We start from the raw sequence: 23,648 nt of genomic DNA, 5'->3' as shown, positions 1-23,648 counted from the left end.
ATGCCGATCGGGCATCGGCCGGGCGCGTGGCCTCACCCGAACCGACCGGTGATGTAGTCCTCGGTCTGCTGCTTGGACGGGTTGGAGAAGATCGTCTGGGTGGTGTCGTGCTCGATCAGGTCGCCCAGGTACATGAAGGCGGTGTAGTCCGACACGCGGGCGGCCTGCTGCATGTTGTGGGTGACGATGACGATGGTGTAGTCGCGCTTGAGTTCCTCGACCAGCTGTTCGATGCGGCTGGTCGAGATCGGGTCCAGCGCCGAGGTCGGCTCGTCGAGCAGCAGCACGTCCGGGCGCAGGGCGACCGCGCGGGCGATGCACAGGCGCTGCTGCTGGCCGCCCGACAGCCCGAGCGCGTTCTGCCCCAGCTTGTCCTTGACCTCGTCCCACAGCGCGGCCTGGGTCAGCGCCAGTTCGACGCGTTCGTCGAGCTGGCGGCGCGAGAGCTTCTCGTGGTGGCGGATGGCGTAGGCGACGTTCTCGTGGATCGTCATCGGGAACGGCACCGGCTTCTGGAACACCATGCCGACCTTGCTGCGCAGGCGGTTGAGGGGGTACTTGGGCGCCAGTACGTTCTCGCCGTCCAGCAGCACCTCGCCGCTGGCGCGCATGCCCGGGTAGAGCGCGTAGATGCGGTTGAACACCCGCAGCAGGGTGGACTTGCCGCAGCCCGAGGGCCCGATCAGCGCGGTCACGCGCTTCTCCGGAATCTCCAGGTCGATGCCCTTGAGCGCGTGGAACTTGCCGTAGTAGAAGTCGAGGCCGCGCGCCGCGATCTTGACCGGCGCCGGCGGCAGCGCGTCGCGCGATTGCGTCGCCAGCTGGATCCGCTGGTGGGGCGCGCGGGAGGAGGGATCGTTCATGGGCACGTCCGGGGCGAGTCGGGTCATGGCGGCGGTCAGTCGTTGGCCACGCGGTTGCGCAGCAGCAGGGCGCGCGCGATCAGGCTGACCAGCAGCACGAACGCGGTGAGCACGAGGGCGCCGGCCCAGGCGAGCTGCTGCCAGGATTCGTAGGGGCTGCCGGCGTACTGGTACATCACCAGCGGCACGCTGGCCATCGGCCGCATGATGTCGCTGTTCCAGTACTGGTTGCCGAAGGCGGTGAACAGCAGCGGCGCGGTCTCGCCGCTGATGCGCGCCAGCGCCAGCAGGATGCCGGTGACGATGCCGGCGCGGGCGCTGCGGTAGAGCACCTGCACGATCACCTTCCATTGCGGCACGCCCAGCGACAGCGCCGCCTCGCGCATCTGGGTGGGGACCAGGCGCAGCATCTCGTCGGTGGTGCGCACCACCACCGGCAGCACGATGAAGGCCAGCGCGATGGCGCCGGCCAGCGCCGAGAAGCGGCCGCCGGTCTGCATCACGAACAGCGTGTACACGAACAGGCCCAGCACGATCGACGGCGCCGAGAGCAGGATGTCGTTGACGAAGCGGACCACGGTGCCGGCCTTGCGGGCGCGGCCGTATTCGGCCAGCCAGGTCCCGGCCGCCACCCCCAGCGGGGTGCCGATGGCGATCGCCAGCGCGCACATCACCGCGCTGCCGAAGAAGGCGTTGAGCAGGCCGCCCTCGGCCATCGGCGGCGGCGTCATCCGCGTGAACAGCTGCAGGTCGATGCCGCCGATGGCCTTGGTCACCAGCGTCCACAGGATCCAGCCGAGGAAGAACAGGCCGAAGCCCGCGGTCAGGCAGGACATCGCGATGGCGACGACGTTGCGGATGCGGCGGCGCGCGTACAGGCCGGCGTTGCCGGTGTCGCCGGCGTCGATGGCGTGGGCGCCCATGTCAGGTCCCCTCCCTGCGCGCGAGCTGCATCAGCATCAGCCGCGCGATCGCCAGCACCACGAAGGTGACGATGAACAGCACGAAGCCGAGCAGCAGCAGCGCCGAGCGATAGGTCTCGGTCGCCTCGCCGAAATCGTTGGCGATCAGCGCGGCGATGGTGGTGCCCGGCTCCAGCAGCGAGGGCGACAGCCGCACCGAATTGCCGATGACGAACGCGACCGCCATGGTCTCGCCGAGCGCGCGGCCCAGGCCGAGGAAGATGCCGCCGATCACCGCCGAGCGGGTGTAGGGCAGCACGATGTCCCAGCTCACCTCCCACTTGGTCGCGCCCAGCGCGTAGGCCGATTCCTTCAGCCGCGTGGGCACGGTCAGGAACACCTCGCGCATGACCGAGGAGATGAAGGGGATGACCATGATCGCCAGCACGAAGCCGGCGGTGAGCATGCCGATGCCCAGCGGCGGCCCGCGGAACAGCACGCCCAGGCCGGGGATGGTGCCGAGGTGGTCGTTGAGCCAGGGGGTGACGTACCGGGTCATCATCGGCACCAGCACGAACAGGCCCCACATGCCGTAGATGATCGACGGCACGCCGGCCAGCAGTTCGATCGCGGTGCCCACCGGCCCGCGCATCCAGCGCGGCGCCACCTCGGTCAGGAAGAACGCGATGCCGAAGCTCACCGGCACCGCGATCAGCATGGCGATGACCGCGGTGACCAGGGTGCCGTAGATCGGCACCAGCGCCCCGTAGCGGTTCTCGACCGGGTTCCAGTCGGCGGAGTAGAAGAAGCTCAGGCCCTGGGCGGCCAGCACCTCGCGGCCGCCCCACAGCATCGACAGGGCGGCGCTGGCGAGCGCGACCAGCACGAAGACCACGGTGCCGGTCAGCGCCCAGCGGAACAGGCGGTCGGCGCGCGCGTCGCGGACGTCGCGGCCGGTCGGGGCCGGCGCGGCGTGGGCGGAGGTCGCGTTCATCGGGGCGGCGTCCGGCGGCGGCGCTTACGGCTGCGGCTGGAAGCCGAACTCGCTCTGCCAGTAGGCCTCGATCTGCTGCACCAGCGGCGCCGGCAGCGGCACGTAGTGCAGTTCGCTGGCCTGGCCGCGGCCCTGTTCGAACGCCCACTTGAAGAACGCCAGCGTCGCCTGCGAGCGCGCCGCATCGCGCGGCTGCTTGTGCATCAGGATGAAGTTGGTCGCGGTGATCGGCCAAGCGTTCTCGCCCGGGGCGTTGGTGATGACCAGGTTGAAATCCTGCGCGCTGGCCCAGTCCGCGGTCTCGGCGGCGGCGGCGAAGGTGGCCTCGCTCGGCTCCACCCAGTTGCCGGCGGCGTTGCGCAGCGAGGCGTAGGGCATGCCGTTCTGCAGCGCGTAGGCCAGCTCCACATAGCCGATCGAGCCCGCGATCTGCTGCACGTAGGACGCCACGCCCTCGTTGCCCTTGCCGCCCACGCCGCTGGCCCACTGCACCGAGGTGCCTTCGCCGACCTTCGACTTCCACGCCTCGCTGACCTTGGACAGGTAGTTGGTGAAGTTGAAGGTGGTGCCCGAACCGTCGGAGCGGTGGACGATGCTGATCTTGCCGGCCGGCAGGTTCACGCCGGGGTTGAGGCCGGCGATGGCCGGGTCGTTCCAGGTCTGGATCTCGCCCAGGAAGATGCGCGCGAGGGTCTCGCCGTCCAGGCGCAGCTGGCCCGGGGCGATGCCTTCGAGGTTGACCACCGGCACCACGCCGCCGATCGCCGACGGGAACTGGCCGAGGCCGGCGGACTCGAGTTCGGCGCTGTCGAGCGGCTTGTCGGATGAGCCGAAGTCCACGGTACCGGCCTTGATCTGGGCGATGCCGCCGCCGGAGCCGATCGACTGGTAGTTGACCTTGTGGCCGGTGGCGGCGTTGTAGTCGGCCGACCACTTGGAGATCAGCGGGAAGATGAAGGAGGCGCCCGCGCCGGAGATCTCCGCAGCGACGCGGTCGCCGGCGCCCTGTGCGGCGGACTGGCCGCCCTCGGCGCCGGCGGCCGGGGCCTGCGCGTCGTCGGAGGCCGGCTGGCAGGCGGCGAGGCCGAGACCGAGGCCGATGGCCAGGGTCAGGGCGGCAAGGCGGGCGGGATGCAGGTTCATGCGCGCTCCAATCGGGGTGTGGCCGGCGATCCGGCAATGGACGCTATGGAATGATGTTTTTATGACAGGGTGATGACACGTGGCCGCAAGGCCTGGGGAACGCCCGCGGACGGGGGGCGGCAGGCGCAAAAAAAACGGGCCCGGAGGCCCGCAAGGGAGGGAGCTGAGGAGAGAGAACGCGATCCATGCCGGAGCGGCAGCCCTGCGCCGCCTCGCGGCGGACCGGGCGCTGCGCCGGGGGCGCGGCCTGTCGCCGACGATGCATTCAAGCCGCGCCGGATGATCGCCCGGTTGCATGAGGATGACGCTGGCATGACAGCGTCGGGGTTGCCGCCCATGGCTGTGCTGTGCGGATACGCCGCCGCGCCGATGCCTTCAGTGGCTCCGGCACTGCCGGAAGCGCACCTGCACGCCGCTGCCCGGCGGTGGGGTCAGCTGGATGCGCGAGGTCGCGACGTCCGGGTATCGGGCGATCAGCGGGCAGAGCTCGTCGAAGGCGTCGCCGCCGGCATCGGTCAGGCGCACCTCCAGCGTGGAATGGCTGGTCCAGGCGGCATCGCCCACGCGCGGCAGCGCGCGGAGCGCGCGCAGGACCGCCCGGCGCTGGTCCTCGGCCGCGAGCGGGGCGTCGCCGCCGGCGCTTGCGTCCTGCGCTTGCGGCGAGGCGGGGGCGGGGGGCGGCGCGACACCGCCGGCGCGGGGGGCGGGCGGGCCGGCCGGCGGCGCGGTGGTCTCGGTCAGTACAAGGAAGGTCGCCACGCCCGCCAGCAGCGCCAGCAGCCAGGCCAGCAGGCTGCGCGTACGGGCCCGACCGGCGGCGCCACGGCGGATCGCCTCGCGCAGTTCCGGCCGCACCAGGTCGCGCAATTCCGGCCACAGGGCGCGGCCGTCGAGCAGTTCGATGCGCTGCGCCCGGGCCGCCGCCCGGGCCTCATCGACGATCCGGCCCTGCGTCAGCAGGAACCCGCCGTCGGCGCGGGCCAGGCGCATCGCGTCGGCCAGCTCGTCCACGCTCGGCCTGCCGATCACGAAGGCGCTGCCGTGCTTGCACGACAACAGCCAGCGCCCGCCCTCGCGTTCCAGGGTGTAATCCTGATCGCCCAGCGCCAGGTCGTGGTCGACGACGCGCACGAAGCCGCGTCGCGCCATCGCGTCCAGCACCAGGTGGATGAACTCGCGCCAGGACATCGCCGCCAGCGCGCGGATCCCGGCGGCGGTTTCGTCGCGCGGCCTGCGCACCCGCTGCAGGTAGGCGGTGGCAGCGCCACCGAGGGCGAGCGCGACGGTCGCGGCGATCGCCCACTGCCAGATCGCGTTCACCCCCAGCCTCCCCGTCCGCGCCGGACCCCGGCGCCGGCGTGGCGGAGCATAGACCGAACCCGCCGCGGCGTGCAGCGCCGCGGCCGGGTGTCGCGATCAGCCCGGCGTGGACGGGCCGGATGTCCCCGGGCCCGGGGAAGACGGCCCGCGCGCCGCCGCGCCGCGTGCGGGCGCCGCCTTGCGGCCGGTCGCGGTGGACTTGCGGGTAACCGCGCCGGTACCGACGGGCGGATGGGTCGCCGGCGTCGCCACGCGGCGGCGCGGCGGACCGGGCCGCACCGGGGCCGCGCCGGCATCGCGCGCCCGCAGTTCGGCGGTCAGCGCGTCGATGCGCGCCTCCAGCGCGACCACGTCGCGCCGGGTCGGGACGCCGAGCCGGGTGAGCGTGCGTTGCAGGCGCTCGTCGAACGCGCGCTCCAGCCGTTCCCAGGCCGCGGAGGCCTGTTCGACGGTGGCGCCGACGCCCTCGCGCAGTTCGCTGGTCTGCGCGTCGATGCGCTCGCGCGCGCCGCGGTCGACCTCGCGCCCCTCGCGAACCAGGGTCTCGAACAGGCGCCCGCCTTCCTCCTGGGCGCGCCCGAGCGCGCCGAGGCCGGCCAGCCAGATCCGCTGCGCCGATTCGCCCAGCGTGCGGGTGAAGGACGCCTCGCTCTCCGGCGGCGGGGGAGGCGGCGTGCGCGTGCGGCGTGCGGCGGCGGGCTTCTTGTAGATCGCCATGGTGCGCTCCTGGGAGGAAAGCCACATGCTGTCGCAGCGCGCATTAGCGCCGCGTCGAGGCGCCGCACGGCGCGGGCATCGGCGGCCTCGGCCGCCGGCGCCTACGCGCCGAAGCGCTCGGCCAGCACGCGCCGGATTTCGCTCTCGATCGGTCCGCGCATGGCCGAGAGCAGGAAGCCCAGCTTCGCGGTCACCCGCACGTCGCGCTCGCCCAGCGCGATCGCGCCGTCCACGCCGGAGCGCTTGAAGTCCAGCACGTCGCCGTTCCAGGCGCAGCTGACGTCGAACTTCTCCACCAGCTTGGCCGCGATGTCTTCGATCGCCGCGCGCGCCTCCGGCAGCGGCAGCGAATGGGAGTGGCGGATGTCGATCTCGGACATGGGACACCTGGCGATGGAAGGAAGGCCCTATTCTGCGGCCGCCGCGCGGCCACCGGCGAGCCGCGCCCGAGGGCGTGCTAGATTCGCCGCGCATGGAGACCCTCAGACTGCGCTTTTCCGACGGCGAACAGCCCGATCTTCCGCTGGAGGCGGGCGTGCACGGGCTCGGCCGCGCGCCGCACGGCGGCATCGCCGTGGTGAGCGCCGAGGACGCGCTGGCGCGGCTGTGCGTGGACGGACGCGGCGTGTGGCTGAGCGTGGCCGAGGGCCGGCGCGGCGTGCACGTCAACGGGCGCGCGGTGCAGCGCCTGGCGATGCTGCGCCGAGGCGACACGCTGCACCTGGAAGGCGCCGAGCTGCGCCTGCTGGCCGACGCGCCGGTGGACGTGCCGAGCGCGGACGCGGACGCGCCCGCGGCCGAAGGCGACGCCCAGCGCGGCCTGCAGACGGTGCTGCGCGGCATCGGCGGCCGCCACCACGGCCGCAGCTTCACCCTCGATCGCCCACGGCTGGTCGGCAGCATCGCCGAGGCCGACATCCGCATCGACGATCCCGCCTTCGCCGAGCGTCATGCGCGGCTGGAACTGCGCGGCGAGCGCGTGCTGCTGCGCGACCTCGGCTCGGCCGAGGGCAGCGTGGTCAACGGCGAACCGGTGCGCGACGCGCTGCTGCAGCCCGGCGACCAGATCGTGTTCGACGCCCATCATCGCTTCGTGGTGGAGGCGCCGATGGCGCGCGGCGCCTCCGCGCGCGCGCCGGAACTGCCCGACATCGAGATCGCGCCGGCGGCGAACGGCGCGTCGCAACGCCGCCCCTGGCGACTGCCCTGGCTGCTGCTGGCCGCGCTCGCGATCGCCGGGCTGCTGAGCTTGCTGCTGCTGTATGGGGTGGGCTGACGACTGGGGGAGCCGCGCCCTCGCCGTAGCGGTCGCGCGCGACCGCTCCGGCATCCAACCGTCGCGCATTAGCGCGATCTCTCGACACAAGTCGTCATGCCAAGTCGTATGCGGCAGCGTTGACGAACGGCCGTTGCTACAAAGTAATTTCGGCGCTGTTGGTGGCGGCAGCTTGGGAAGCTGTTGAGCCTGAGCTGGGCAAGCACACAACCTCGGACTCGAATGGCTCCGTTTTGACGCCGTCCGAATCGATCAGGGTCGTCCGCCATCTGACGGTGCCCGCCGTCCCGACGTTGCAGGTGGATGTGAAATGTAGCGGAGAAGGACCGTTCTGGTGAATCAATTCGTTGCCGCGGCAGATCCATCCGCTCGGGCAGCTTGCTGCTTGGATCGTTTGCCTGACGGGGAATTGGGGGTATCCAGAAAAAGAAATCGGAATTCGGGCGGGCTGTTCGCGAGAAGCGGTCGCATTCGGAATGTCCGTAATGCTGAACTGTTCGCAGCTGGCTTCGCCTTGTTTATACGAGCGGTAGCCCTTCTCCACTCCTCGCATTGCCGCGGCCCGAAACGCTGGGCTCCGCAGCGCGATGGCGTCCTGGAGGTTGGTCGCGAAACCGAGTTCGATGAGGATGGAGGGCATGTTGGCGCGGGTGTTCTCTCCGTGTTGGCCAGGGAGGGGGTCCAAGTTTACTTGGTAATCTTTATAACTCGGAGTTGCTTGAATCTGCTCTCTCATGTGGCAGGCGACGCTTCGCGCGATGGTCGCGCTCTCTGCGTCGTCTGGCGCAATGAAGATGTCGGCGCCACGCGTTTGAGGGTTGCTGGGTGCTGCATTGGTATGAAGGGAGATCAATAGGTGGGCACCTAGGAAGTTCGCGTACTCGGGTCTCGATCTTATATCTTCGTCGTATTCCCGAAGATTAATGCGGCCAGGCTCGGTGCCGTTGGGGAACATGTTCCAAAGCTCTGGTTTGTCGGGATGGAGGTCCTTCAGCATGTAGCGGGCTCCCATCATCCACCAAGGGTGGCCGCTTTCTGGATGAATCGTGCTGTCGGTCGTGCGGCGCGTGTTGGCGATCGCAGCGATAGTTTCGTGGCTGCGTTCAAGCAATAGTGAGGTCAAGGTATCAGAATACGCTGGAGTTACGAGGTCCTCGTATATGTTGGCGGTGCCGGCGTAGGGGTCAGGGCGTTGCAAGACCCAAGATTGACTGCCGTGGTGGTAATAGTAGCCATGGCCGGGAGAAACGACGATAAGGTCGAGATCGTCCCGTGCGGCCCGTTGGCTTGTGCCTTTTAAGTGCCTTGGTGAAAAATCATCTGGGAAAATGTCTTGTATTCTTTTTCCATCAAATCGGATGCTCAGCATGCGATAAGTTACGATCCCGGATAATATGTCGTCTGCTTGGCGAGATACGCCTATAAGCTTGTTGTTCAACTCTTCGGTGATTCGGAAGTCTCCTCGGGGGATGTATCCGATTCCGAGATCTATCAGGATATCGCTTGTAGAAAGGTCGACGCTTACTCTGACGTTGATTTTCCGGGCCTGGCCCGGCAAGCGAGGCTGCCGATCCACGAAGTGCTGGAGTTCCTGCGTCAGCATGGCTTCGAGTTCGGGGATGTTCGCCTCGGTAATCGGCGGTGGCGGGTTGTTCTGGGCGTGCAATTGGCCCATGCCGATCAGCAGGATCGCACCGAGAAATACGTGGATCAGACGGCGCGCACCAAGGTGCGACGGGAGAGGTGTTGGGGATTTCATGACAAGAGGTCCTTTTGTCGGTGGATGCGCGGTAGTGCGTGGTGCTCGATCATGAGGCGCTGCGTCGGCGGGTTCTCGGGTTCGAGAATATTCGCGTCGGCGATCGCAGATGGACGCTCGTGCGCGAGCGAATGTGCGCCGAGCAGCGTGTCGAGGCTGAGTGCAAGCGGGCGAGGCGCCGGATCAGGCGCGAGCCGGCCGCGGCGGAAAGTGCGAGAGGCACCTCGACGAACTCCTTTTCATCCGGACGGCGAGCGTCCGCGGTCAGGTCTAACGTGGCTCGGCACGCGATGTCAACGCCGCGCGCGTGACCGCCGACGGATGGTATTGCGTTGCGTGATGTGCGTCGCTTGCTTCGGGCCCGCCGTCAGCCGCGACGCGCCGCCGGCCGCAGCCGTCGCCACAGCCGCCAGCCCAGCAGCACGGCGAGCAACGCGGCATAGAGCAGCGGCTCGCGGATGTCGGACTTCACCACCCACCAGAAGTGCAGCACCGCCAGCGCGGCGATGGGGTAGACCAGGCGATGCAGGCGCTGCCAGTGGCGCGCCAGCCGCCGCATCCAGCCGCGGGTGGAGGTGATCGCCAGCGGCACCAGCAGCAGCCAGGCGAGAAAGCCGACGGTAATGAACGGCCGGCGCGCGATCTCGGTGGCCACGCCGGCCCAGTCCAGGCGCAGGTCGAGCACTAGCCACGCGGCGAAGTGCAGGCAGGCGTAGGCGAAGGCGTACAGGCCCAGCATGCGACGCAAGCGCAGCAGCGCGGGCTGGCCGGTGAGCTGCCGCAGCGGGCTGATCGCCAGCGTCAGCAGCAGGAAGCGCAGCGCCCACAGGCCCAGGCTGTGCTCGATCGACGCCACCGGGTCGGCGCCGAGCGCGTCGATGTCGGCGCCCGACTGCACCTGCCACGCGCGCCAGGCCAGCCATGTCAGCGGCGCCAGCGCCAGCGCATGCGCCAGCGCTTTGGCGGCGACCCGCCGGGCGCGCGCGACGGGACCGGTCCGACGGGCGATGGCCCGGCCCCGCTAGTACCAGCGCCGCAGGTCCATGCCGGCGTAGAGCCCGGCGACCTGCTCGGCGTAGCCGTTGAACGGCCGGGTGGGGATGCGGTCGGCGAACAGCCTGCCTTCGCTGCCGCTGATCCGGCGCTCGCTGGCCTGGCTCCAGCGCGGGTGGTCGACGGCCGGATTGACGTTGGCGAAGAAGCCGTATTCCCGCGGCTGCAGGTCGTTCCACGCGGTGGGCGGCATCCGTTCGACGAAGCGGATCGCCACGATCGACTTGATGCTCTTGAAGCCGTACTTCCACGGCACCACCAGCCGCAGCGGGGCGCCGTTCTGCTGCGGCAACGGCTTGCCGTACAGGCCGGTGGCCAGCAGGGTCAGCGGGTGCATGGCCTCGTCGATGCGCAGGCCTTCGCGGTAGGGCCAGTCGATCGAGCGGTAGCGGAGGCCGGGCATCTGCTCGCGGTCGGCGAGGGTGGTGAAGGCGACGAACTTCGCCTTCGAGGTCGGCTCGAAGCGGCGCAGCACCTGCGCCAGCGGCACCCCGAGCCAAGGGATGACCATCGACCAGCCCTCGACGCAGCGCAGGCGGTAGACGCGTTCCTCGGGCAGGAAGCCGCGCAGCAGGTCGTCGAAGGAGACCCGGCCGGGTTTGGCGCATTCGCCGGACACCTCGACGTGCCAGGGCGAGGTGCGCAGGGTCTTCGCCGCGCGCGAGGGATCGGCCTTGCCGGTGCCGAACTCGTAGAAATTGTTGTAGCTGGTGACGTCGGCCTCGCGGGTGAGGGCCTCGTCGGTGGAGAAGCCGGCGGCCACCTCCTCGCGGCCCGGCGGTTCGCGCGCGGGCGGCGGCGGCTCGGCCTCGGCGCAGCCCGACAGGCCCAGCGCGGGCAGGGCGCCCAGGCCGGCCAGCAGGCGGCGGCGCTGCCGCCAGACGGCCTCGTCGGCGATCTCGGTGGCGGGAATCCGCAGGGCGGTGCGCAGGGAGCGGAGGGACGGGGACATGGCGGGGGTCTCGCCGGGGGCGGACCGAGCGTGCAGCTGATCGCGTCGGCGGGACGCGAAAGTTCCCGCGCGGCACGGCGCCTATTGCGCTGCGGCATACTAGGCGGCCCGACTGCCGAGCGGACACGCGCGATGTCGCGAGCTTACAACTTCAGCGCCGGCCCCGCCGCGCTGCCCGAGCCGGTGCTGCGCCAGGCGCAGGCCGAGATGCTGGAATACCCCGGCGCCGGCGCCTCGATCGTGGAGCTGAGCCATCGCGGCCCGGAATTCCTGGAGATCGCCCGCCGTACCGAGGCCGACCTGCGCGCGCTGATCGGCATCCCCGACGACTACGCGGTGCTGTTCCTGGGCGGCGGCGCGACCACCCAGCAGGCGCTGATCGCGCTCAACTTCGCCGCGCCCGGCCAGCCGGCCGACTACGTGGTGACCGGCCACTGGGGCCGCACCGCGCTGAAGCAGGCGCGGCCCTACGTGGACCTGCGCATCGCCGCCAGCAGCGAGGCCGACGGCTTCCGCGACATCCCCGCGCGCGAGACCTGGCGTCTGTCCGCCGACGCGGCCTACGTGCACATCACCGCCAACGAGACCATCCACGGCGTGGAGTTCCGCGGCGCGCCGCCGGACACCGGCGAGGTGCCGCTGTTCGCCGACTTCAGCTCGTCGATCGCCTCCGAGCCGCTGGACGTCTCGCGCTACGGGCTGATCTACGCCGGCGCGCAGAAGAACCTGGGGCCGGTCGGCATCGGCGTGGTGATCGTGCGCCGCGCGCTGCTCGAGCGCGCCGGCCAGCCGCGCGCCGACATCTTCGACTACCGCGCGCACCTGGCCGCCGAGTCCATGCTCAACACGCCGCCGAGCTGGAACTGGTACCTGCTGGGACTGACCGTGCGCTGGATGCTCGACGAGGGCGGGGTGGAGGCGTTCGCCCGCTGCAGCGAGGCCAAGGCGCGCGCGCTCTACGAGGCCATCGACGGTTCCGGCGGCTTCTACCGCAACGAGGTGGCGCCGGCGGTGCGCTCGCGCATGAACGTGCCGTTCTTCCTGCACGACGAGGCGCTGGACGCGGAGTTCCTGGCCGGCGCTCGCGAGGCGGGGCTGATCGGTCTCAAGGGTCATCGCGTGCTGGGCGGCATGCGCGCCTCGATCTACAACGCGATGCCGGTGGCCGGCGCGGAAGCGCTGGCCGCCTACATGCGCGACTTCCAGCGCCGCCGCGGATGAGCGCGGCGCGTTCCGCCGCGCCGCCGCGCCCGGCACCCGAACCGAGAGGACCTTGATGGCCGCCAAGCCGAAGAAGAAGAACGCCGCGAAGCCGGCCGCGGCCCCCGACCTGGCCGCGGTGCGCGAGCAGATCGACGGCATCGATCGCGAGATCCAGACCCTGATCGCCGAGCGCGCGCTGTGGGCGCGCCAGGTCGGCAAGGCCAAGGGCAAGCTGGCCGCGGCGGTGGACTATTACCGCCCCGAGCGCGAGGCGCAGGTGCTGCGCCGGGTGGTGGACCGCAACGACGGCCCGCTCTCCGACGAGGTGCTGGTGCGCCTGTTCCGCGAGATCATGTCGGCCTGCCTTGCGCAGCAGGAGCCGCTGAAGATCGGCTACCTGGGGCCCGAGGGCACCTTCTCGCAGCAGGCGGTGCACAAGCACTTCGGCCACTCCGCGCGCGGCATCCCGCTGGCCAGCGTGGAGGAAGTGTTCGACGAGGTGGCCAGCGGCACCGCCGATTTCGGCGTGGTGCCGGTGGAGAACTCCGGGCAGGGCACGATCCAGTCCACGCTCGACCTGTTCCTGACCTCGCCGCTGATGATCTGCGGCGAGGTCGAGTTGCGCGTGCACCAGTACCTGCTCTCGCGCACCGGGCGGCTGGACGACGTCGAGCGGGTGTACTCGCACGGGCTTTCGCTGGCGCAGTGCCGCAACTGGCTGCGTCAGCACCTGCCCAACGCCGAGAAGACCGCCGTGGCCAGCAACGCCGAGGGCGTGCGCCGCGCGCGCAACGCCGACGACGCGGCGGCGATCGCCGGCGAGAACGCCGCCCACGTCTACGGCATGAAGGTGGTGGCCGGTCCGATCGAGGATCGCGACGACAACACCACCCGCTTCCTGGTCATCGGCCGCGCCTCGTTCCCGCCCTCCGGCCACGACCGCACCTCACTGCTGGTGTTCATCCGCGACCAGCCCGGCGCGCTGTACAAGATCCTGGAGCCGCTGGCGCGCGCCGGCATCAGCATGAACCGCATCGAGTCGCGGCCCGCCCACGGCGGGCTGTGGCAGTACGCCTTCTTCATCGACGTGGCCGGCCATGCCGAGGAATCGCCGCTGAAGGACGCGCTGGGCGAGATCGACGACTTCGCCGGCGACGTGCGCGTGCTGGGCTCCTACCCGGTGGCGGTGCCGTGAGCGGCGCGGGCTGGCTCGCATCGCCGGGCCGCGCGCTGCGCGGCGAGGTGGTGGTGCCGGGCGACAAGTCGGTCTCGCACCGGGCGATCATGTTCGCCTCGCTCGCCGACGGCGTGTCGCGGATCGACGGTTTCCTGGAAGGCGAGGACGCGCGCGCCACCGAGGCGATCTTCCGCCGCCTGGGTGCACGCATCGAGACGCCCGCGGCGGGCAGCCGGGTGGTCCACGGCGTCGGCATCGACGGCCTGCGCGCCGCCGACGGCCCGCTGGACTGCGGCAACGCGGGCACCGCGATGCGGCTGCTGGCCGGCCTGCTGGCCGGGCAGTCCTTCGACAGCATCCTGGTCGGCGACGCCTCGCTCTCGAAGCGGCCGATGCGCCGGGTCACGCTGCCGCTGTCGCGCATGGGCGCGCGCATCGACACCGGCGAGGGCGGGCTGCCGCCGCTGCGCATCCACGGCGGCACGCCGCTGACAGGCGTCGAGATCGCGACGGAGATCGCCAGCGCGCAGGTCAAGTCGGCGCTGCTGCTGGCCGGCCTGTACGCGCGCGGGCGGACCACGGTGATCGAGCCGCAGCCCACCCGCGACTACACCGAACGCATGCTGGCCGCGTTCGGCTGGCCGATCGACTTCGCGCCCGGCCGCGCCTCGCTGGAGGGCGGGCACCGCCTGCGCGCCACCGACGTGCGCGTGCCGGCGGACTTCTCCTCGGCCGCGTTCTTCATCGTCGCCGCCACCCTGGTGCCGGGCTCCGAGCTGCGCATCAAGCGCGTGGGCATGAACCCGCGCCGCACCGGGCTGCTGCACGTGCTGCGCGCGATGGGCGCCGACATCCATGCCGAGGCCGCCGACGAACAGGGCGGCGAGCCGGTGGCTGACCTGGTGGTGCGGCACGCGCCGCTGCGCGGGATCGAGGTGCCGGTGGCGCACGTGGCCGACATGATCGACGAGTTCCCGGCGCTGTTCGTCGCCGCGGCCTGCGCGGAAGGCGCGACGGTGGTGCGCGGCGCCTCCGAGCTGCGGGTCAAGGAATCCGACCGCATCGGGACCGTGGCCGCCGGCCTGCGCGCGCTGGGCGTGCGCGTGGACGAGACCGCCGACGGCGCCACGATCCACGGCGGCGCGCTCGGCGGCGGGCGTATCGACAGCCACGGCGACCACCGGGTGGCGATGGCCTTCGCGGTGGCCGCGCAGCGTGCTTCCGGCGAGGTCGCGATCGACGACGTGGCCAACGTCGCGACGTCGTTCCCGGGCTTCGATGCGCTGGCGCGCGAGGCCGGCTTCGGGCTGCGCATCGCCGGCTGAGCGGGCGGTCCGGCTTCCGGACGCGACGAGGCCCCGCCGCCGGGCGGGGCCTCGCGCGACCGCGGCGTCAGCGCCCCGCGCTTTCTTCCAGCCTGAAGTCCACCGGGACCTCGACCGTCGAGGCGACGGGCTCGCCGTCGCGCAGCGCCGGCGAGAAGCGCGCCTGGCGGACCGCATCGAGCGCGGCGCGGTCGAGCTCGCGCGAGCGGCTCGACTGCACGACCTCGACTTCGCTCGCCTGGCCCTGCGCATCGACGCGCGCACGCAGCAGCACCGAGCCCTCCTCGCGCGCGCGCAGCGCGGCGGGCGGGTAGGTCGGTTCGATCGGCGCGACCGGGCTGGCCTGGCGGGTGACGCCGGCGGCCGGCGCGGGCCGCTCCGGGCGCGGGCGCTCGCGTTCGCTGGCCGGCGGGGGCGGGGTGCCGTCGCCGATGTCGGGCGTGGCGCCGATCGGCGCGGGCGGCGCCTCGGGCGCCTGGGTCGGGCCGCGCTGGCTGAAGAAGTACCAGCCGATCGCGACCAGGGCGATCAGCAGCAGGATCCACAGCAGCGGACTGGAACTCTTGCGCGGCAGCGATTCGCGCGGCGGCTCGCCGTGCGGGGGCGGCGGGGCGGGGCGGTTCGGATCGCGGTCCAAAGGAGCGTTCATGGCGTACCCCCGTTCAGTTTTGGAGAGGGGGAGCGTTCCACAACCGGCGTCGCCGTGGTGTCGCGAACGCGTGGAACGGCCCGCGAGCCGAAACGCGCGCGCTCAGCGCCAGCCATCGCCGACGAACTCCACCGGCACGCGGACCTCGGCCTCGACCGGCCGGCCGCCTTCCAGGGCCGGCTCGAAGCGCCAGCGCCGCACCGCGCCGGCCGCCGCGCGGTCCAGCGCCGGATAGCCGCTGCTGCGGTCCACACGGACCTCGCGCGGGCGGCCTTCGCGATCCACCCGCACGGCCACGATCACTTCGCCCGCCTCGCCCCGGCGCATCGCCGTGCGCGGGTAGTCCGGCGCCGGCGTGCGCACGGCGACCGGGGCGCGGGTCGCGCCGGCCGCTGGCGGGACCGTGCCGGGCAAGGCGCCCCCGTCCTCGGCCGCGCCGGGATCGGCGACGGCCGGCATCGCCTGCGCCGCCGGGGCGACGGCGGACTCGACGGGGTCGAGCGCGGGCGCTTGCCGGGGCGCGTCGGCGCGGCGTTCGCTCGCCGGCTGCGGCGAGGGCAGCGCCGAGACCGCGCGACCCGCGCGCGCCGGCAGGGCCGGCCCGTTCTCGGGCTGCGCGGGCCGGCGCGCGAGATACGCGGCGGCGAACAGCAGCACGCCGGCGAGGAACGCCGCGCCCAGCGCGAGCGCGAGCGCCGCCGGCAGCGGCAGGCGGGTGCGGCGGGCGCGCGAGCGCGGGGGCTTTGCATTCATTGCGCCGCATTCTGGCACAGGCGCGGATGCGGGCCCGGCGCGCGCGGGCGATAATCGACGGTCCCACGTTGCCACGGCCGCCTCCATGCTCGATCCCGCACTGCTGCGCACCCGCCCCGACGAGATCGCCCGCCGCCTGCGCGAGACCCGCGGCTTCGAGTTCGATGCCGGCGCCCTGGAGCGCCTGGAGTCGGAGCGCAAGCGCATCCAGGTCCGCACCCAGGAACTGCAGAACCTGCGCAATACCCGCAGCAAGGCGATCGGCCAGGCCAAGGCGAAGGGCGAGGACCCGGCGCCGCTGCTGGCCGAGGTCGCCGGCCTGGGCGAGGAACTGAAGGCCAGCGAGGCGCGGCTGGACGCGATCCGCGGCGAGATCGACGCCATCGTGCGCGCGCTGCCCAACCTGCCCGACGACAGCGTGCCGCTGGGCGCGGACGAGACCGCCAACGTCGAGCAGCACCGCTGGGGCGAGCCGCCGTGCTTCGATTTCGAGGTGCGCGACCACGTCGAACTCGGCGCCCGCCACGGCTGGCTGGATGCCGACGCCGGGGCCAAGCTCAGCGGCGCGCGCTTCACCGTGCTGCGCGGCCAGCTCGCGCGGCTGCATCGCGCGCTGGCGCAGTTCATGCTGGAACTGCACGTCGACCAGCACGGCTACGAGGAGACCAACGTCCCGCTGATCGTCAACGCCGACACCATGGAAGGCACCGCGCAGCTGGGCAAGTTCGTCGAGGACATGTTCGCCACCGAGGTCGGCGGCGCCACCCGCTACCTGATCCCCACCGCCGAGGTGCCGCTGACCAACCTCGTGCGCGACGAGATCCTCGATCCGGCCCGCCTGCCGCTGCGCATGACCGCGCATTCGATGTGCTTCCGCGCCGAGGCCGGCAGCCACGGCCGCGATACCCGCGGCATGATCCGCCAGCACCAGTTCGAGAAGGTCGAGATGGTCTCGATCGTGCGGCCCGACGACAGCGATGCCGAGCACGAGCGCATGACCCGCTGCGCCGAGACCGTGCTGGAGCGGTTGGGCCTGCCGTACCGGCGCGTGCTGCTGTGCACCGGCGACATGGGCTTCGCCGCCCGCAAGACCTACGACCTGGAAGTCTGGCTGCCCTCCCAGGGCACCTATCGCGAGATCTCCTCCTGCTCGAACGTGGGCGATTTCCAGGCCCGGCGCATGCAGGCGCGCTGGCGCAACCCGGAGACCGGCAAGCCGGAACTGGTGCACACGCTCAACGGCTCCGGCGTCGCGGTCGGCCGCGCGTTGATCGCGGTAATGGAGCACTACCAGCGCGCCGACGGCAGCATCGGCGTGCCCGAGGTGCTGCGGCCGTGGATGGGCGGCGCGGACGCGATCGCCTGACGGGCCCGCGGCGAGAGCGGTCGCCTCCGCCGCCTGGCACCGCCGCGCGCGCCGGCGGCGTGCCGGCGGGCAAACGCCCGCGGCCGGTCCATGACGGCAGGGCGGGACGCGAAGTTTGTTGCGCCGGCAGAATAGGCGTGCTTCGATAGAGGGTATCGTTCCATCTGGCGTCCGTCCATGCAGGATCTCAACGATCTCTACTATTTCGCCGTGGTCGTCGAGCACGGCGGGTTCGCCGCAGCCGAACGCGCGCTCGGCATTCCGAAGTCGCGGCTGAGCCGCCGCATCAGCCAGCTCGAGAACGACCTCGGGGTGCGCCTGCTGCAGCGCTCCACGCGCCGCTTCGCGGTGACCGACGTCGGCCAGAGCGTGTATCGCCACGCGCAATCGATGCTGGCCGAGGCCTCCGCCGCGCGCGAGGTGGTGGACCGGCTCAGCGCCGAGCCGCGCGGCCTGGTGCGGGCCAGCGTGCCGGTCTCGATCGCCCAGCAATCGATGCCCAAGTTGCTGCCGGAATTCCTGGCCCGCTACCCGCAGGTGCGCGTGCAGCTGCACGTGAACAACCGCCGCGTAGACGTCATCAACGAAGGCTTCGACGTCGCCATCCGCGTGCGCTCCAAGCTGGACGACGACGGCAGCCTGATCATGCGCAGCTTCGGCCAGATCCAGGAGTTGCTGGTGGCCAGCCCGCAATATCTGCAACGCGCCGGCCGCCCGCGCGACCCCGACGACCTGCGCGAACACGTCACCATGACGATGAGCGAGGACGAGGTGAAGCAGCGCTGGGACCTGCAGGCCGAGGACGGCCAGGTGCGGCGCATCGAACTCAAGCCGCGCGTGGCCGGCTTCGACTTCCCGATGCTGATGGCGCTGGCCAAGCAGGGCCTGGGCATCACCATGCTGCCCGAGACCATTTGCGCCGACGCCGTGCGCAACGGCGAGCTGGAAGTGGTGCTGCCCGACTGGCGCCTGCCGCAGGGCATCGCCCATGCCGTGTTCGCCTCGCGCCGCGGCCTGTTGCCGGCGGTGCGCGTCTTCATCGACTATCTCGCAGAGCGCCTGCCCTCGCTGCTGGAGGAATCCAGCCTCGACTGCAAGCACTGCACCGAGACCCGCCCCGGCCTCGCCGCCCCCGGCAAGCCGGCCGCCGCGCCGGCGCGTGCGACAATGCGCTAGCGCGTACCGGAACAGCGTATCTAAGGATGGAATGCGATGCGCGGCGACTGCGATCGGGATCGCCGAGCGGTTTGATGCACCGGCCTCGACGCCGTGGCTGCGGACCGTAGCGAACAGCGGCGCAGCAGCTGGTCGAAATGGCGAAGGCGGCGCGCTTGCAGAGCAGACAACGGAGAGATGGCCGAGCGGTTTAAGGCACCGGTCTTGAAAACCGGCGAAGGGCAACCTTCCGTGGGTTCGAATCCCACTCTCTCCGCCACCCCTCGCACCCCATCTCGTGCCGTATGTTAGGTCGCGAGACGGGAAGAGGGGGAACCGCCATGAAAATCCAGAGCTCCCCAAGGGCGCGCATGGTGCCGATCCCGCCGGCCCCTTTGCTCGCTGCGGCACTCGGCATGCTCGGCTCATGCGCCACGCAAGCCCCGCTGTCCAGGGAAGCCAAGTCCAGCCGCCCGATCGGCGCGACCCTCGAACCGTCCGGCTTCGCCACCATCCTGCGCGCGCCGCCTTCGAGCGTGCCGCGCGCCAGGCCCCCGCGCAGCGAATCCGAGCCCGAGCGCATCGCCCGCGAGCGCGGCATCCCGGTGGCGGAGGCCGAGCGGCTGATGAATCCGGACGAGGCGGTCCGCGAGGCCGCGATGGCGCTGGATCGGCGGCTGAAGGCGCAGGCGGCGGACGATTACGTCGGCGTGCGCATCGTGCGCGATCCCGAACCGCGCTTCGCCTTCCAGTTCCGCCGCGATGCGGCGGCGACGCTGGCGCGCTTCACTTCCGATGCGCGCTTCGTGGCCCGCGAGGGTGGGCGTCCCCGCGAAGCGCTGCAGCCGGTGTTCGATACGTGGTGGAAGCGCTTCGCGCCCCATCGCATTCTGGGCGGCGGCTCGGTCATGGCGTTCGAGGGCAACGTCCAGTTCGACATGAGTGTCGACGAGGCGACCTACCGGGCGATCGCGGAGCGCGAGGGCTGGGAGCTGCCGCCCGAGCTCCAGCTGCACTTCCCGCCGCCGCAGAACCCGCGTTCGGTCGATCCCGCGCTGGCGCCGCTGGTGCGCATCTTCGCGCGCGAGGATCGCTCGCCGGGCGTCGTGCTCACTGCAGCGCTCGGCGGACGCCTCGTGCTGCGCGACGGCTGCTTCCGGATGCAGGCGCAGGGCGACGGCGAACCCCTGGTGCTGTTCGGGCGCGATGTCGAGCTGCGGCTGGACGACGCGGGGTACATGGCCGTGTTCGATCCGCAGGGCTCCGATGCGTTCGGCGGCCGTGTCGCTCGGGTCGGCGAGCGCGTCGTCTGGAGCGGTCCGCGCGGCGCCGATGAAGCGGACGCGGGTGTGAGGGCGCTGCGCGCGGCTTGCGGGTCCGGCCCGATCGTCGCGATCGGGGAGCCGGAGGGCGCGCAGCGGTTCGAGGGGAGGCGGCCGCGCACGCGTTGAACCCGTGCCGGCAGCCCGGCGGCGCGGCGGCTATGCGGCGGCCAGCGGCAGCCGTACATGCAACGTGGTCCCGGCGCCGGGGGCGCTGTCCACGTCGATGCTGCCGCCGGCCTCGGCGATCAGGTCGCGGGCGACCGCCAGGCCCAGGCCGGTGCCCTGGCCCGCGGGACGGGTGGTGAAGAAGGGTTCGAAGATCCGCGCCTGGACCTCGGGCGGCATGCCGGTACCGGTGTCGGTCAGCGACAGTCGCGCGTCGTGCGCGTCGGCCGAGAGCCGCGCGCCGAAGCGGCCGCCGTCGGGCATGGCCTGGGCGGCGTTGGCGGCGATGTTGAGCAGGATCAGTTCGAGCTGGCCGCGATCGAAATGCACCGGCACGGGGGCCGCCGGCGCTTCGATCTCCAGGCGCACCTGCGGCCCGAACAACTGTCGCAGCATCGGTTCCATGCTGGCCAGCACCTCGCCGGCATCGAACACCGTCATACTGGCGTCCTCCATCCGGCTGAAGGCGAGCAGCTTGCGGCTGACCGCGTGGGCGCGCCGCGTGGCGGACTCCACGCCGTCGAAGGCCTCGGCCACGCGCGGGTCGTCGGCCAGCCGGCGGCCGCGCTGGGCGTGGCCGTGGACCAGGGTCAGCAGGTGGTTGAAATCGTGCGCCAGACCCGCGGCGAGGCGGCCGACGGCTTCCACCTTCTGCGCGTGGACCAGTTGCTCCTGCAGCGCCTCGCGCCGGTGCGCCTCGTCCTGCAGGCGGCGGTTGCTCGCGGCCAGCGCGTCGCCGCGTTCGTTGGCCAGCTGCAGGCTCTCGCGCAACGCCGAGACGCTGCGGTCGATCACCACCGCGACGAACAGGAAGATCAGCGCCTGGACGATGCCGCCCACGATCAGGTCGGCCGAGGCGAAGCGCGCGTGTCCGCGTGCGACATCCACCCAGGTGCCCACCGCGAAGGCCAGCACCATCCAGGCGTACAGCATCCACAGGGCGCGGCGGCCGAGCAGCAGCCCGGCCATGACCAGCCAGACGGCCAGCAGCGGCAACTCGTGCTGGCCACCGCTCATGCCGCCGCTGGCGTTGGACAGCATCAGCGCCAGGGCGACCGCGCCGAGCAGCAGCCCGACCGGCAAGCGGAAGCGGCCGCGCCGGATCAGCCACCAGCCGGTCGCGGCGAGCACGGCCAGCAGCAGGCCGCTGGCGAGGGCGGCGTACTCGCCTGGTTGCAGCGGCATCGGGACGGCCAGCAGGCGATAGGTCCACAGCAGCGGCGGGGACAGCGCCAGCAGCGCCAGGACCACTTGCATCATCGGCGCGTTGCGCCGGTCCACGGGATCGGCCACGGGGGCCGCGGCCAGCCATCGCCTGGGCGCGCGCCAGGCGCGCGCGAGCCATCGCGTGTCGCACCCGGCGGCCGCCGGCGCTTGGGTGTCGGGCATCGCGTCTCGTCCCTCCGGGCCTGCAGTGGGGCCCGTGCGCCGGGCGTGGGCGGCGGAAACGTCGAGGCGACGGGCTCGTCCCGCGGCGCCTGCAGCGAAGGCGTGCGGCCCGCAGGCCGCCCATATTCCCCGGCGCGCACGCGGACCTGCTCGTCCGATCGTCCGCTCGCCGTGGGAGCTTACACCGCAGCAGCGGCTGCGGCGCTCGCCTCGTCGCGCGAGCCCGCGCACGTTTGCCGCGAGGGACGCGAACGGTCCCGTATGATCGCGGCATCCCTGGACCTCGGCCGATGGCCTCGCCGCGAGCGCGGCGATCGGAGCGGGGCCGCCATTTCGCGCTCCGGTGTCCCCGGAACGCCCGACGTATCAGGAGAATCGCGATGGCCGAGGCGGGAATCGTCGAAGCGGTCGGCCCGGTCGTGGTCCTGCTCGGCTCGGCGGTGGTGGCGGTGCCGTTGTTCCGCCGGCTGGGGCTGGGTTCGGTGCTGGGCTACTTCACCGGCGGCCTGCTGGTGGGGCCGTCGGTGCTCGGCGTCTTCACCGAGCCCGCGACGATCCTGCACGTCTCCGAGCTCGGCGTGGTGATGTTCCTGTTCCTGATCGGGCTGGAGATGCGCCCGCAGAAGCTGTGGGCGCTGCGCCGGGAGATCTTCGGGCTGGGCCTGGCGCAGGTCGCGAGCTGCATCGCGCTGCTGACCGGCGCGGGCGTGCTGGCCGGGCTGCCGCCGGTGCACGCCTTCATCGCCGGCTCCGGTTTCGTGCTGTCCTCGACCGCGGTGGTGGTCTCGGTGCTGCGGGAGCGGGGCGAGGCGGCCAGCGCGCAGGGCCAGCAGGCGGTGTCGATCCTGCTGCTGGAGGACCTGGCGATCGTGCCGCTGCTGGCGGTGGTGGCCTTCATCGCCGCGGCGCGATCGGGCAACGGGGGCGGCGTCGATCCCGTCGCGGTGGCCGTTGCGCTGGGCGCGGTGGCGCTGGTGATCGCGGCCGGGCGCTGGCTGCTGGATCCGTTCTTCGCCGTGCTGGCGCGCACCCGCGCCACCGAGGTGCTGACCGCCGGCGCGCTGCTGGTGGTGCTGGGCTCGGCGCTGCTGATGGAAGTCGCCGGGCTATCGATGGCGATGGGCGCCTTCCTGGCCGGGGTGATGCTTTCGGGCTCGGGCTACCGGCACCAGATCGAAGCCGACGTCGAGCCGTTCAAGGGCCTGCTGATGGGCCTGTTCTTCCTGGCCGTGGGCATGTCGCTGGACTTGTCGGTGGTCGCGGCCCAATGGCGGCTGGTGCTCGGGTTGCTCGCAGCCTTCGTCGCCGCGAAGGCGCTCGGCATCTACGTCGTGGCGCGCGCGTTCGGCTCGAACCGCCCGCAGGCGCTGCGGCGGGTGGCGCTGTTCGCCCAGGGCGGGGAATTCGCATTCGTGCTGTACGCCGCGGCGCAGGGCGGCGGCCTGCTCACCGCGGCGGACAACGCGGTCTTCTCCAGCGTGGTCATCCTGTCGATGGCGATGACCCCGCTGATCCTGCTCGCGGCCGACCGCTGGCTGCGCGACGGCGCGGCCTCGCTGGACGGCGTCGAGGCGGCCGAGGATCTCCGCGGCCGCGTGCTGCTGGTCGGCTTCGGCCGCTTCGGCCAGGTCGCCTCGCAACTGCTGCTGGCGCAGGGCGTCGAAGTCGCACTGATCGACAACGATCCCGACCGGATCCGCGAGGCGGAGAAGTTCGGTTTCAAGGTGTACTACGGCGACGGCACGCGGCTGGACGTGCTGCGGCGCTCGGGCGCGGACACGGCCGACGTGGTGATGGTCTGCGTGGACCAGCGCGCGGCCGCGGATCGCATCGTCGAGCTGGTCAAGGCGCACTTTCCGGCGGCGCGGCTGCTGGCGCGCGCCTACGACCGCGGCCACGCCATCCGGCTGCGCAAGGCCGGCGTGGACTACCAGATCCGTGAGACCTTCGAATCCGCGCTGGCCCTGGGCGGCGCCGGCCTGCGCGCGCTGGGCATGACCGCGCTGGACGTGGACGAGGTCACCGCCGACATCCGCCGCCGCGACTGCGAGCGGCTGGATGCGCAGAGCCAGGGCGGCCTGTTCGCCGGCGCCGACCAACTGCTGGTGGCGCCGCGCCCCGAACCCCTGATCGCACGCAAGGGGCGGCCGGAGGCGGGTTGA

Annotated in this window: 21 protein-coding genes and 1 tRNA gene; 9 read left to right on the top strand and 13 right to left on the bottom strand. The window is 71.8% G+C overall.

What is annotated here, in order from left to right:
* Positions 1-32: 32 nt before the first annotated feature.
* The 7 genes from pstB to Z164_RS0110245 form a co-directional block, all read right to left on the bottom strand.
* Positions 33-890 (bottom strand): phosphate ABC transporter ATP-binding protein PstB, encoded by an 858-nt coding sequence (pstB, locus tag Z164_RS0110275; protein ID WP_201769594.1) that lies wholly within the window; start codon positions 888-890, stop codon positions 33-35.
* An 8-nt stretch (positions 891-898) separates the two neighbouring features.
* Positions 899-1,786: a phosphate ABC transporter permease PstA gene (gene pstA / locus Z164_RS0110270; RefSeq protein ID WP_024890610.1), complete on the bottom strand. Its 888-nt coding sequence runs from the start codon at positions 1,784-1,786 to the stop codon at positions 899-901.
* A 1-nt stretch (position 1,787) separates the two neighbouring features.
* Positions 1,788-2,759 carry a phosphate ABC transporter permease subunit PstC gene (gene pstC, locus Z164_RS0110265; protein WP_024890609.1) on the bottom strand — a complete coding sequence of 324 codons (972 nt, stop codon included), beginning with the start codon at positions 2,757-2,759 and terminating at the stop codon, positions 1,788-1,790.
* A gap of 24 nt (positions 2,760-2,783) precedes the next feature.
* Positions 2,784-3,902: a phosphate ABC transporter substrate-binding protein PstS gene (gene pstS / locus Z164_RS0110260; RefSeq protein ID WP_024890608.1), complete on the bottom strand. Its 1,119-nt coding sequence runs from the start codon at positions 3,900-3,902 to the stop codon at positions 2,784-2,786.
* Between the two features lie 375 nt (positions 3,903-4,277).
* Positions 4,278-5,222: a restriction endonuclease gene (locus Z164_RS0110255; protein WP_024890607.1), complete on the bottom strand. Its 945-nt coding sequence runs from the start codon at positions 5,220-5,222 to the stop codon at positions 4,278-4,280.
* A 96-nt stretch (positions 5,223-5,318) separates the two neighbouring features.
* Positions 5,319-5,939, bottom strand: coding sequence for a phasin family protein (locus Z164_RS0110250; RefSeq protein ID WP_024890606.1), 621 nt, complete (start codon positions 5,937-5,939; stop codon positions 5,319-5,321).
* A gap of 101 nt (positions 5,940-6,040) precedes the next feature.
* Positions 6,041-6,319 (bottom strand): polyhydroxyalkanoic acid system family protein, encoded by a 279-nt coding sequence (locus tag Z164_RS0110245; RefSeq protein ID WP_024890605.1) that lies wholly within the window; start codon positions 6,317-6,319, stop codon positions 6,041-6,043.
* Positions 6,320-6,411: 92 nt separating this feature from the next.
* Between Z164_RS0110245 and Z164_RS0110240 the strand changes: the two genes are divergently transcribed.
* Positions 6,412-7,215, top strand: a complete 804-nt coding sequence (locus tag Z164_RS0110240) for an FHA domain-containing protein (protein ID WP_024890604.1) — start codon at positions 6,412-6,414, stop codon at positions 7,213-7,215.
* Positions 7,216-7,351: 136 nt separating this feature from the next.
* Here the strand turns inward: Z164_RS0110240 and Z164_RS21930 are convergent, their stop codons facing one another.
* From Z164_RS21930 to msrP, 3 genes are all read right to left on the bottom strand, one after another.
* Positions 7,352-8,974 carry an N-acetylmuramoyl-L-alanine amidase family protein gene (locus Z164_RS21930; protein ID WP_081770146.1) on the bottom strand — a complete coding sequence of 541 codons (1,623 nt, stop codon included), beginning with the start codon at positions 8,972-8,974 and terminating at the stop codon, positions 7,352-7,354.
* A gap of 367 nt (positions 8,975-9,341) precedes the next feature.
* Positions 9,342-9,983 carry a protein-methionine-sulfoxide reductase heme-binding subunit MsrQ gene (locus tag Z164_RS0110235; RefSeq protein WP_024890603.1) on the bottom strand — a complete coding sequence of 214 codons (642 nt, stop codon included), beginning with the start codon at positions 9,981-9,983 and terminating at the stop codon, positions 9,342-9,344.
* Positions 9,984-9,995: 12 nt separating this feature from the next.
* Positions 9,996-10,979, bottom strand: coding sequence for a protein-methionine-sulfoxide reductase catalytic subunit MsrP (gene msrP / locus Z164_RS0110230; protein WP_043689747.1), 984 nt, complete (start codon positions 10,977-10,979; stop codon positions 9,996-9,998).
* 132 nt (positions 10,980-11,111) lie between these two features.
* Between msrP and serC the strand changes: the two genes are divergently transcribed.
* Genes serC through aroA form a run of 3 tightly spaced genes read left to right on the top strand, consistent with a single transcriptional unit; the run spans position 11,112 to position 14,684 of the window.
* Positions 11,112-12,200, top strand: coding sequence for a 3-phosphoserine/phosphohydroxythreonine transaminase (gene serC, locus Z164_RS0110225; RefSeq protein ID WP_024890601.1), 1,089 nt, complete (start codon positions 11,112-11,114; stop codon positions 12,198-12,200).
* 55 nt (positions 12,201-12,255) lie between these two features.
* Entirely contained in the window at positions 12,256-13,377 is a 1,122-nt protein-coding gene (gene pheA / locus Z164_RS0110220; protein ID WP_024890600.1) for a prephenate dehydratase, read from the top strand.
* Positions 13,374-14,684: a 3-phosphoshikimate 1-carboxyvinyltransferase gene (gene aroA, locus Z164_RS0110215; RefSeq protein ID WP_024890599.1), complete on the top strand. Its 1,311-nt coding sequence runs from the start codon at positions 13,374-13,376 to the stop codon at positions 14,682-14,684. Before pheA ends, aroA begins: the two co-directional genes overlap by 4 nt.
* Positions 14,685-14,751: 67 nt before the next feature.
* On the opposite strand, the gene Z164_RS20350 is transcribed toward aroA, so the two are convergent.
* Both Z164_RS20350 and Z164_RS20345 read right to left on the bottom strand, forming a co-directional pair.
* The gene (locus Z164_RS20350; protein ID WP_081770145.1) at positions 14,752-15,333 is read right to left on the bottom strand and encodes an energy transducer TonB; all 582 of its coding nucleotides are present in this window, start codon (positions 15,331-15,333) and stop codon (positions 14,752-14,754) included.
* A 102-nt stretch (positions 15,334-15,435) separates the two neighbouring features.
* On the bottom strand, positions 15,436-16,086 hold the full coding sequence (locus Z164_RS20345) for an energy transducer TonB (RefSeq protein ID WP_024890597.1): 651 nt from the start codon (positions 16,084-16,086) through the stop codon (positions 15,436-15,438).
* A gap of 85 nt (positions 16,087-16,171) precedes the next feature.
* Here Z164_RS20345 and serS point away from each other — a divergent pair, with 85 nt between their 5' ends.
* The 4 genes from serS to Z164_RS0110185 all read left to right on the top strand — a co-directional run bounded on the left by serS (position 16,172) and on the right by Z164_RS0110185 (position 20,058).
* Positions 16,172-17,452, top strand: coding sequence for a serine--tRNA ligase (gene serS / locus Z164_RS0110200; RefSeq protein WP_024890596.1), 1,281 nt, complete (start codon positions 16,172-16,174; stop codon positions 17,450-17,452).
* A gap of 177 nt (positions 17,453-17,629) precedes the next feature.
* A complete protein-coding gene (locus Z164_RS0110195) occupies positions 17,630-18,628 on the top strand; it encodes a LysR family transcriptional regulator (protein ID WP_024890595.1) in 999 nt (332 codons plus the stop codon).
* 171 nt (positions 18,629-18,799) lie between these two features.
* Positions 18,800-18,887 (top strand) — tRNA-Ser (locus tag Z164_RS0110190).
* Positions 18,888-19,023: 136 nt separating this feature from the next.
* Entirely contained in the window at positions 19,024-20,058 is a 1,035-nt protein-coding gene (locus tag Z164_RS0110185; RefSeq protein ID WP_024890594.1) for a hypothetical protein, read from the top strand.
* A gap of 30 nt (positions 20,059-20,088) precedes the next feature.
* Here Z164_RS0110185 and Z164_RS0110180 read toward each other — a convergent pair whose 3' ends face one another.
* Complete coding sequence (locus Z164_RS0110180; RefSeq protein WP_024890593.1) at positions 20,089-21,486, bottom strand: sensor histidine kinase; 1,398 nt, start codon at positions 21,484-21,486, stop codon at positions 20,089-20,091.
* 380 nt (positions 21,487-21,866) lie between these two features.
* Here Z164_RS0110180 and Z164_RS0110175 point away from each other — a divergent pair, with 380 nt between their 5' ends.
* On the top strand, positions 21,867-23,648 hold the full coding sequence (locus tag Z164_RS0110175; protein WP_024890592.1) for a monovalent cation:proton antiporter-2 (CPA2) family protein: 1,782 nt from the start codon (positions 21,867-21,869) through the stop codon (positions 23,646-23,648).

The sequence above is a fragment of the Luteimonas huabeiensis HB2 genome (genome assembly GCF_000559025.1).
Taxonomy (GTDB): domain Bacteria; phylum Pseudomonadota; class Gammaproteobacteria; order Xanthomonadales; family Xanthomonadaceae; genus Luteimonas; species Luteimonas huabeiensis.
The sequence above is the reverse complement of the archived record's forward strand: the minus strand, read 5'-3'. Positions and strand labels throughout refer to the sequence as shown.

Excerpts from the sequence above, each read along its gene's own strand:
- pstB (WP_201769594.1), bottom strand. The coding sequence starts at position 890 with ATGACCCGACTCGCCCCGGACGTGCCCATGAACGATCCCTCCTCCCGC.
- pstA (WP_024890610.1), bottom strand. The coding sequence starts at position 1,786 with ATGGGCGCCCACGCCATCGACGCCGGCGACACCGGCAACGCCGGCCTG.
- pstC (WP_024890609.1), bottom strand. The coding sequence starts at position 2,759 with ATGAACGCGACCTCCGCCCACGCCGCGCCGGCCCCGACCGGCCGCGAC.
- pstS (WP_024890608.1), bottom strand. The coding sequence starts at position 3,902 with ATGAACCTGCATCCCGCCCGCCTTGCCGCCCTGACCCTGGCCATCGGC.
- Z164_RS0110250 (WP_024890606.1), bottom strand. The coding sequence starts at position 5,939 with ATGGCGATCTACAAGAAGCCCGCCGCCGCACGCCGCACGCGCACGCCG.
- Z164_RS0110245 (WP_024890605.1), bottom strand. The coding sequence starts at position 6,319 with ATGTCCGAGATCGACATCCGCCACTCCCATTCGCTGCCGCTGCCGGAG.
- Z164_RS0110240 (WP_024890604.1), top strand. The coding sequence starts at position 6,412 with ATGGAGACCCTCAGACTGCGCTTTTCCGACGGCGAACAGCCCGATCTT.
- Z164_RS21930 (WP_081770146.1), bottom strand. The coding sequence starts at position 8,974 with ATGAAATCCCCAACACCTCTCCCGTCGCACCTTGGTGCGCGCCGTCTG.
- msrP (WP_043689747.1), bottom strand. The coding sequence starts at position 10,979 with ATGTCCCCGTCCCTCCGCTCCCTGCGCACCGCCCTGCGGATTCCCGCC.
- serC (WP_024890601.1), top strand. The coding sequence starts at position 11,112 with ATGTCGCGAGCTTACAACTTCAGCGCCGGCCCCGCCGCGCTGCCCGAG.
- pheA (WP_024890600.1), top strand. The coding sequence starts at position 12,256 with ATGGCCGCCAAGCCGAAGAAGAAGAACGCCGCGAAGCCGGCCGCGGCC.
- Z164_RS20350 (WP_081770145.1), bottom strand. The coding sequence starts at position 15,333 with ATGAACGCTCCTTTGGACCGCGATCCGAACCGCCCCGCCCCGCCGCCC.
- Z164_RS20345 (WP_024890597.1), bottom strand. The coding sequence starts at position 16,086 with ATGAATGCAAAGCCCCCGCGCTCGCGCGCCCGCCGCACCCGCCTGCCG.
- serS (WP_024890596.1), top strand. The coding sequence starts at position 16,172 with ATGCTCGATCCCGCACTGCTGCGCACCCGCCCCGACGAGATCGCCCGC.
- Z164_RS0110195 (WP_024890595.1), top strand. The coding sequence starts at position 17,630 with ATGCAGGATCTCAACGATCTCTACTATTTCGCCGTGGTCGTCGAGCAC.
- Z164_RS0110185 (WP_024890594.1), top strand. The coding sequence starts at position 19,024 with ATGCTCGGCTCATGCGCCACGCAAGCCCCGCTGTCCAGGGAAGCCAAG.
- Z164_RS0110180 (WP_024890593.1), bottom strand. The coding sequence starts at position 21,486 with ATGCCCGACACCCAAGCGCCGGCGGCCGCCGGGTGCGACACGCGATGG.
- Z164_RS0110175 (WP_024890592.1), top strand. The coding sequence starts at position 21,867 with ATGGCCGAGGCGGGAATCGTCGAAGCGGTCGGCCCGGTCGTGGTCCTG.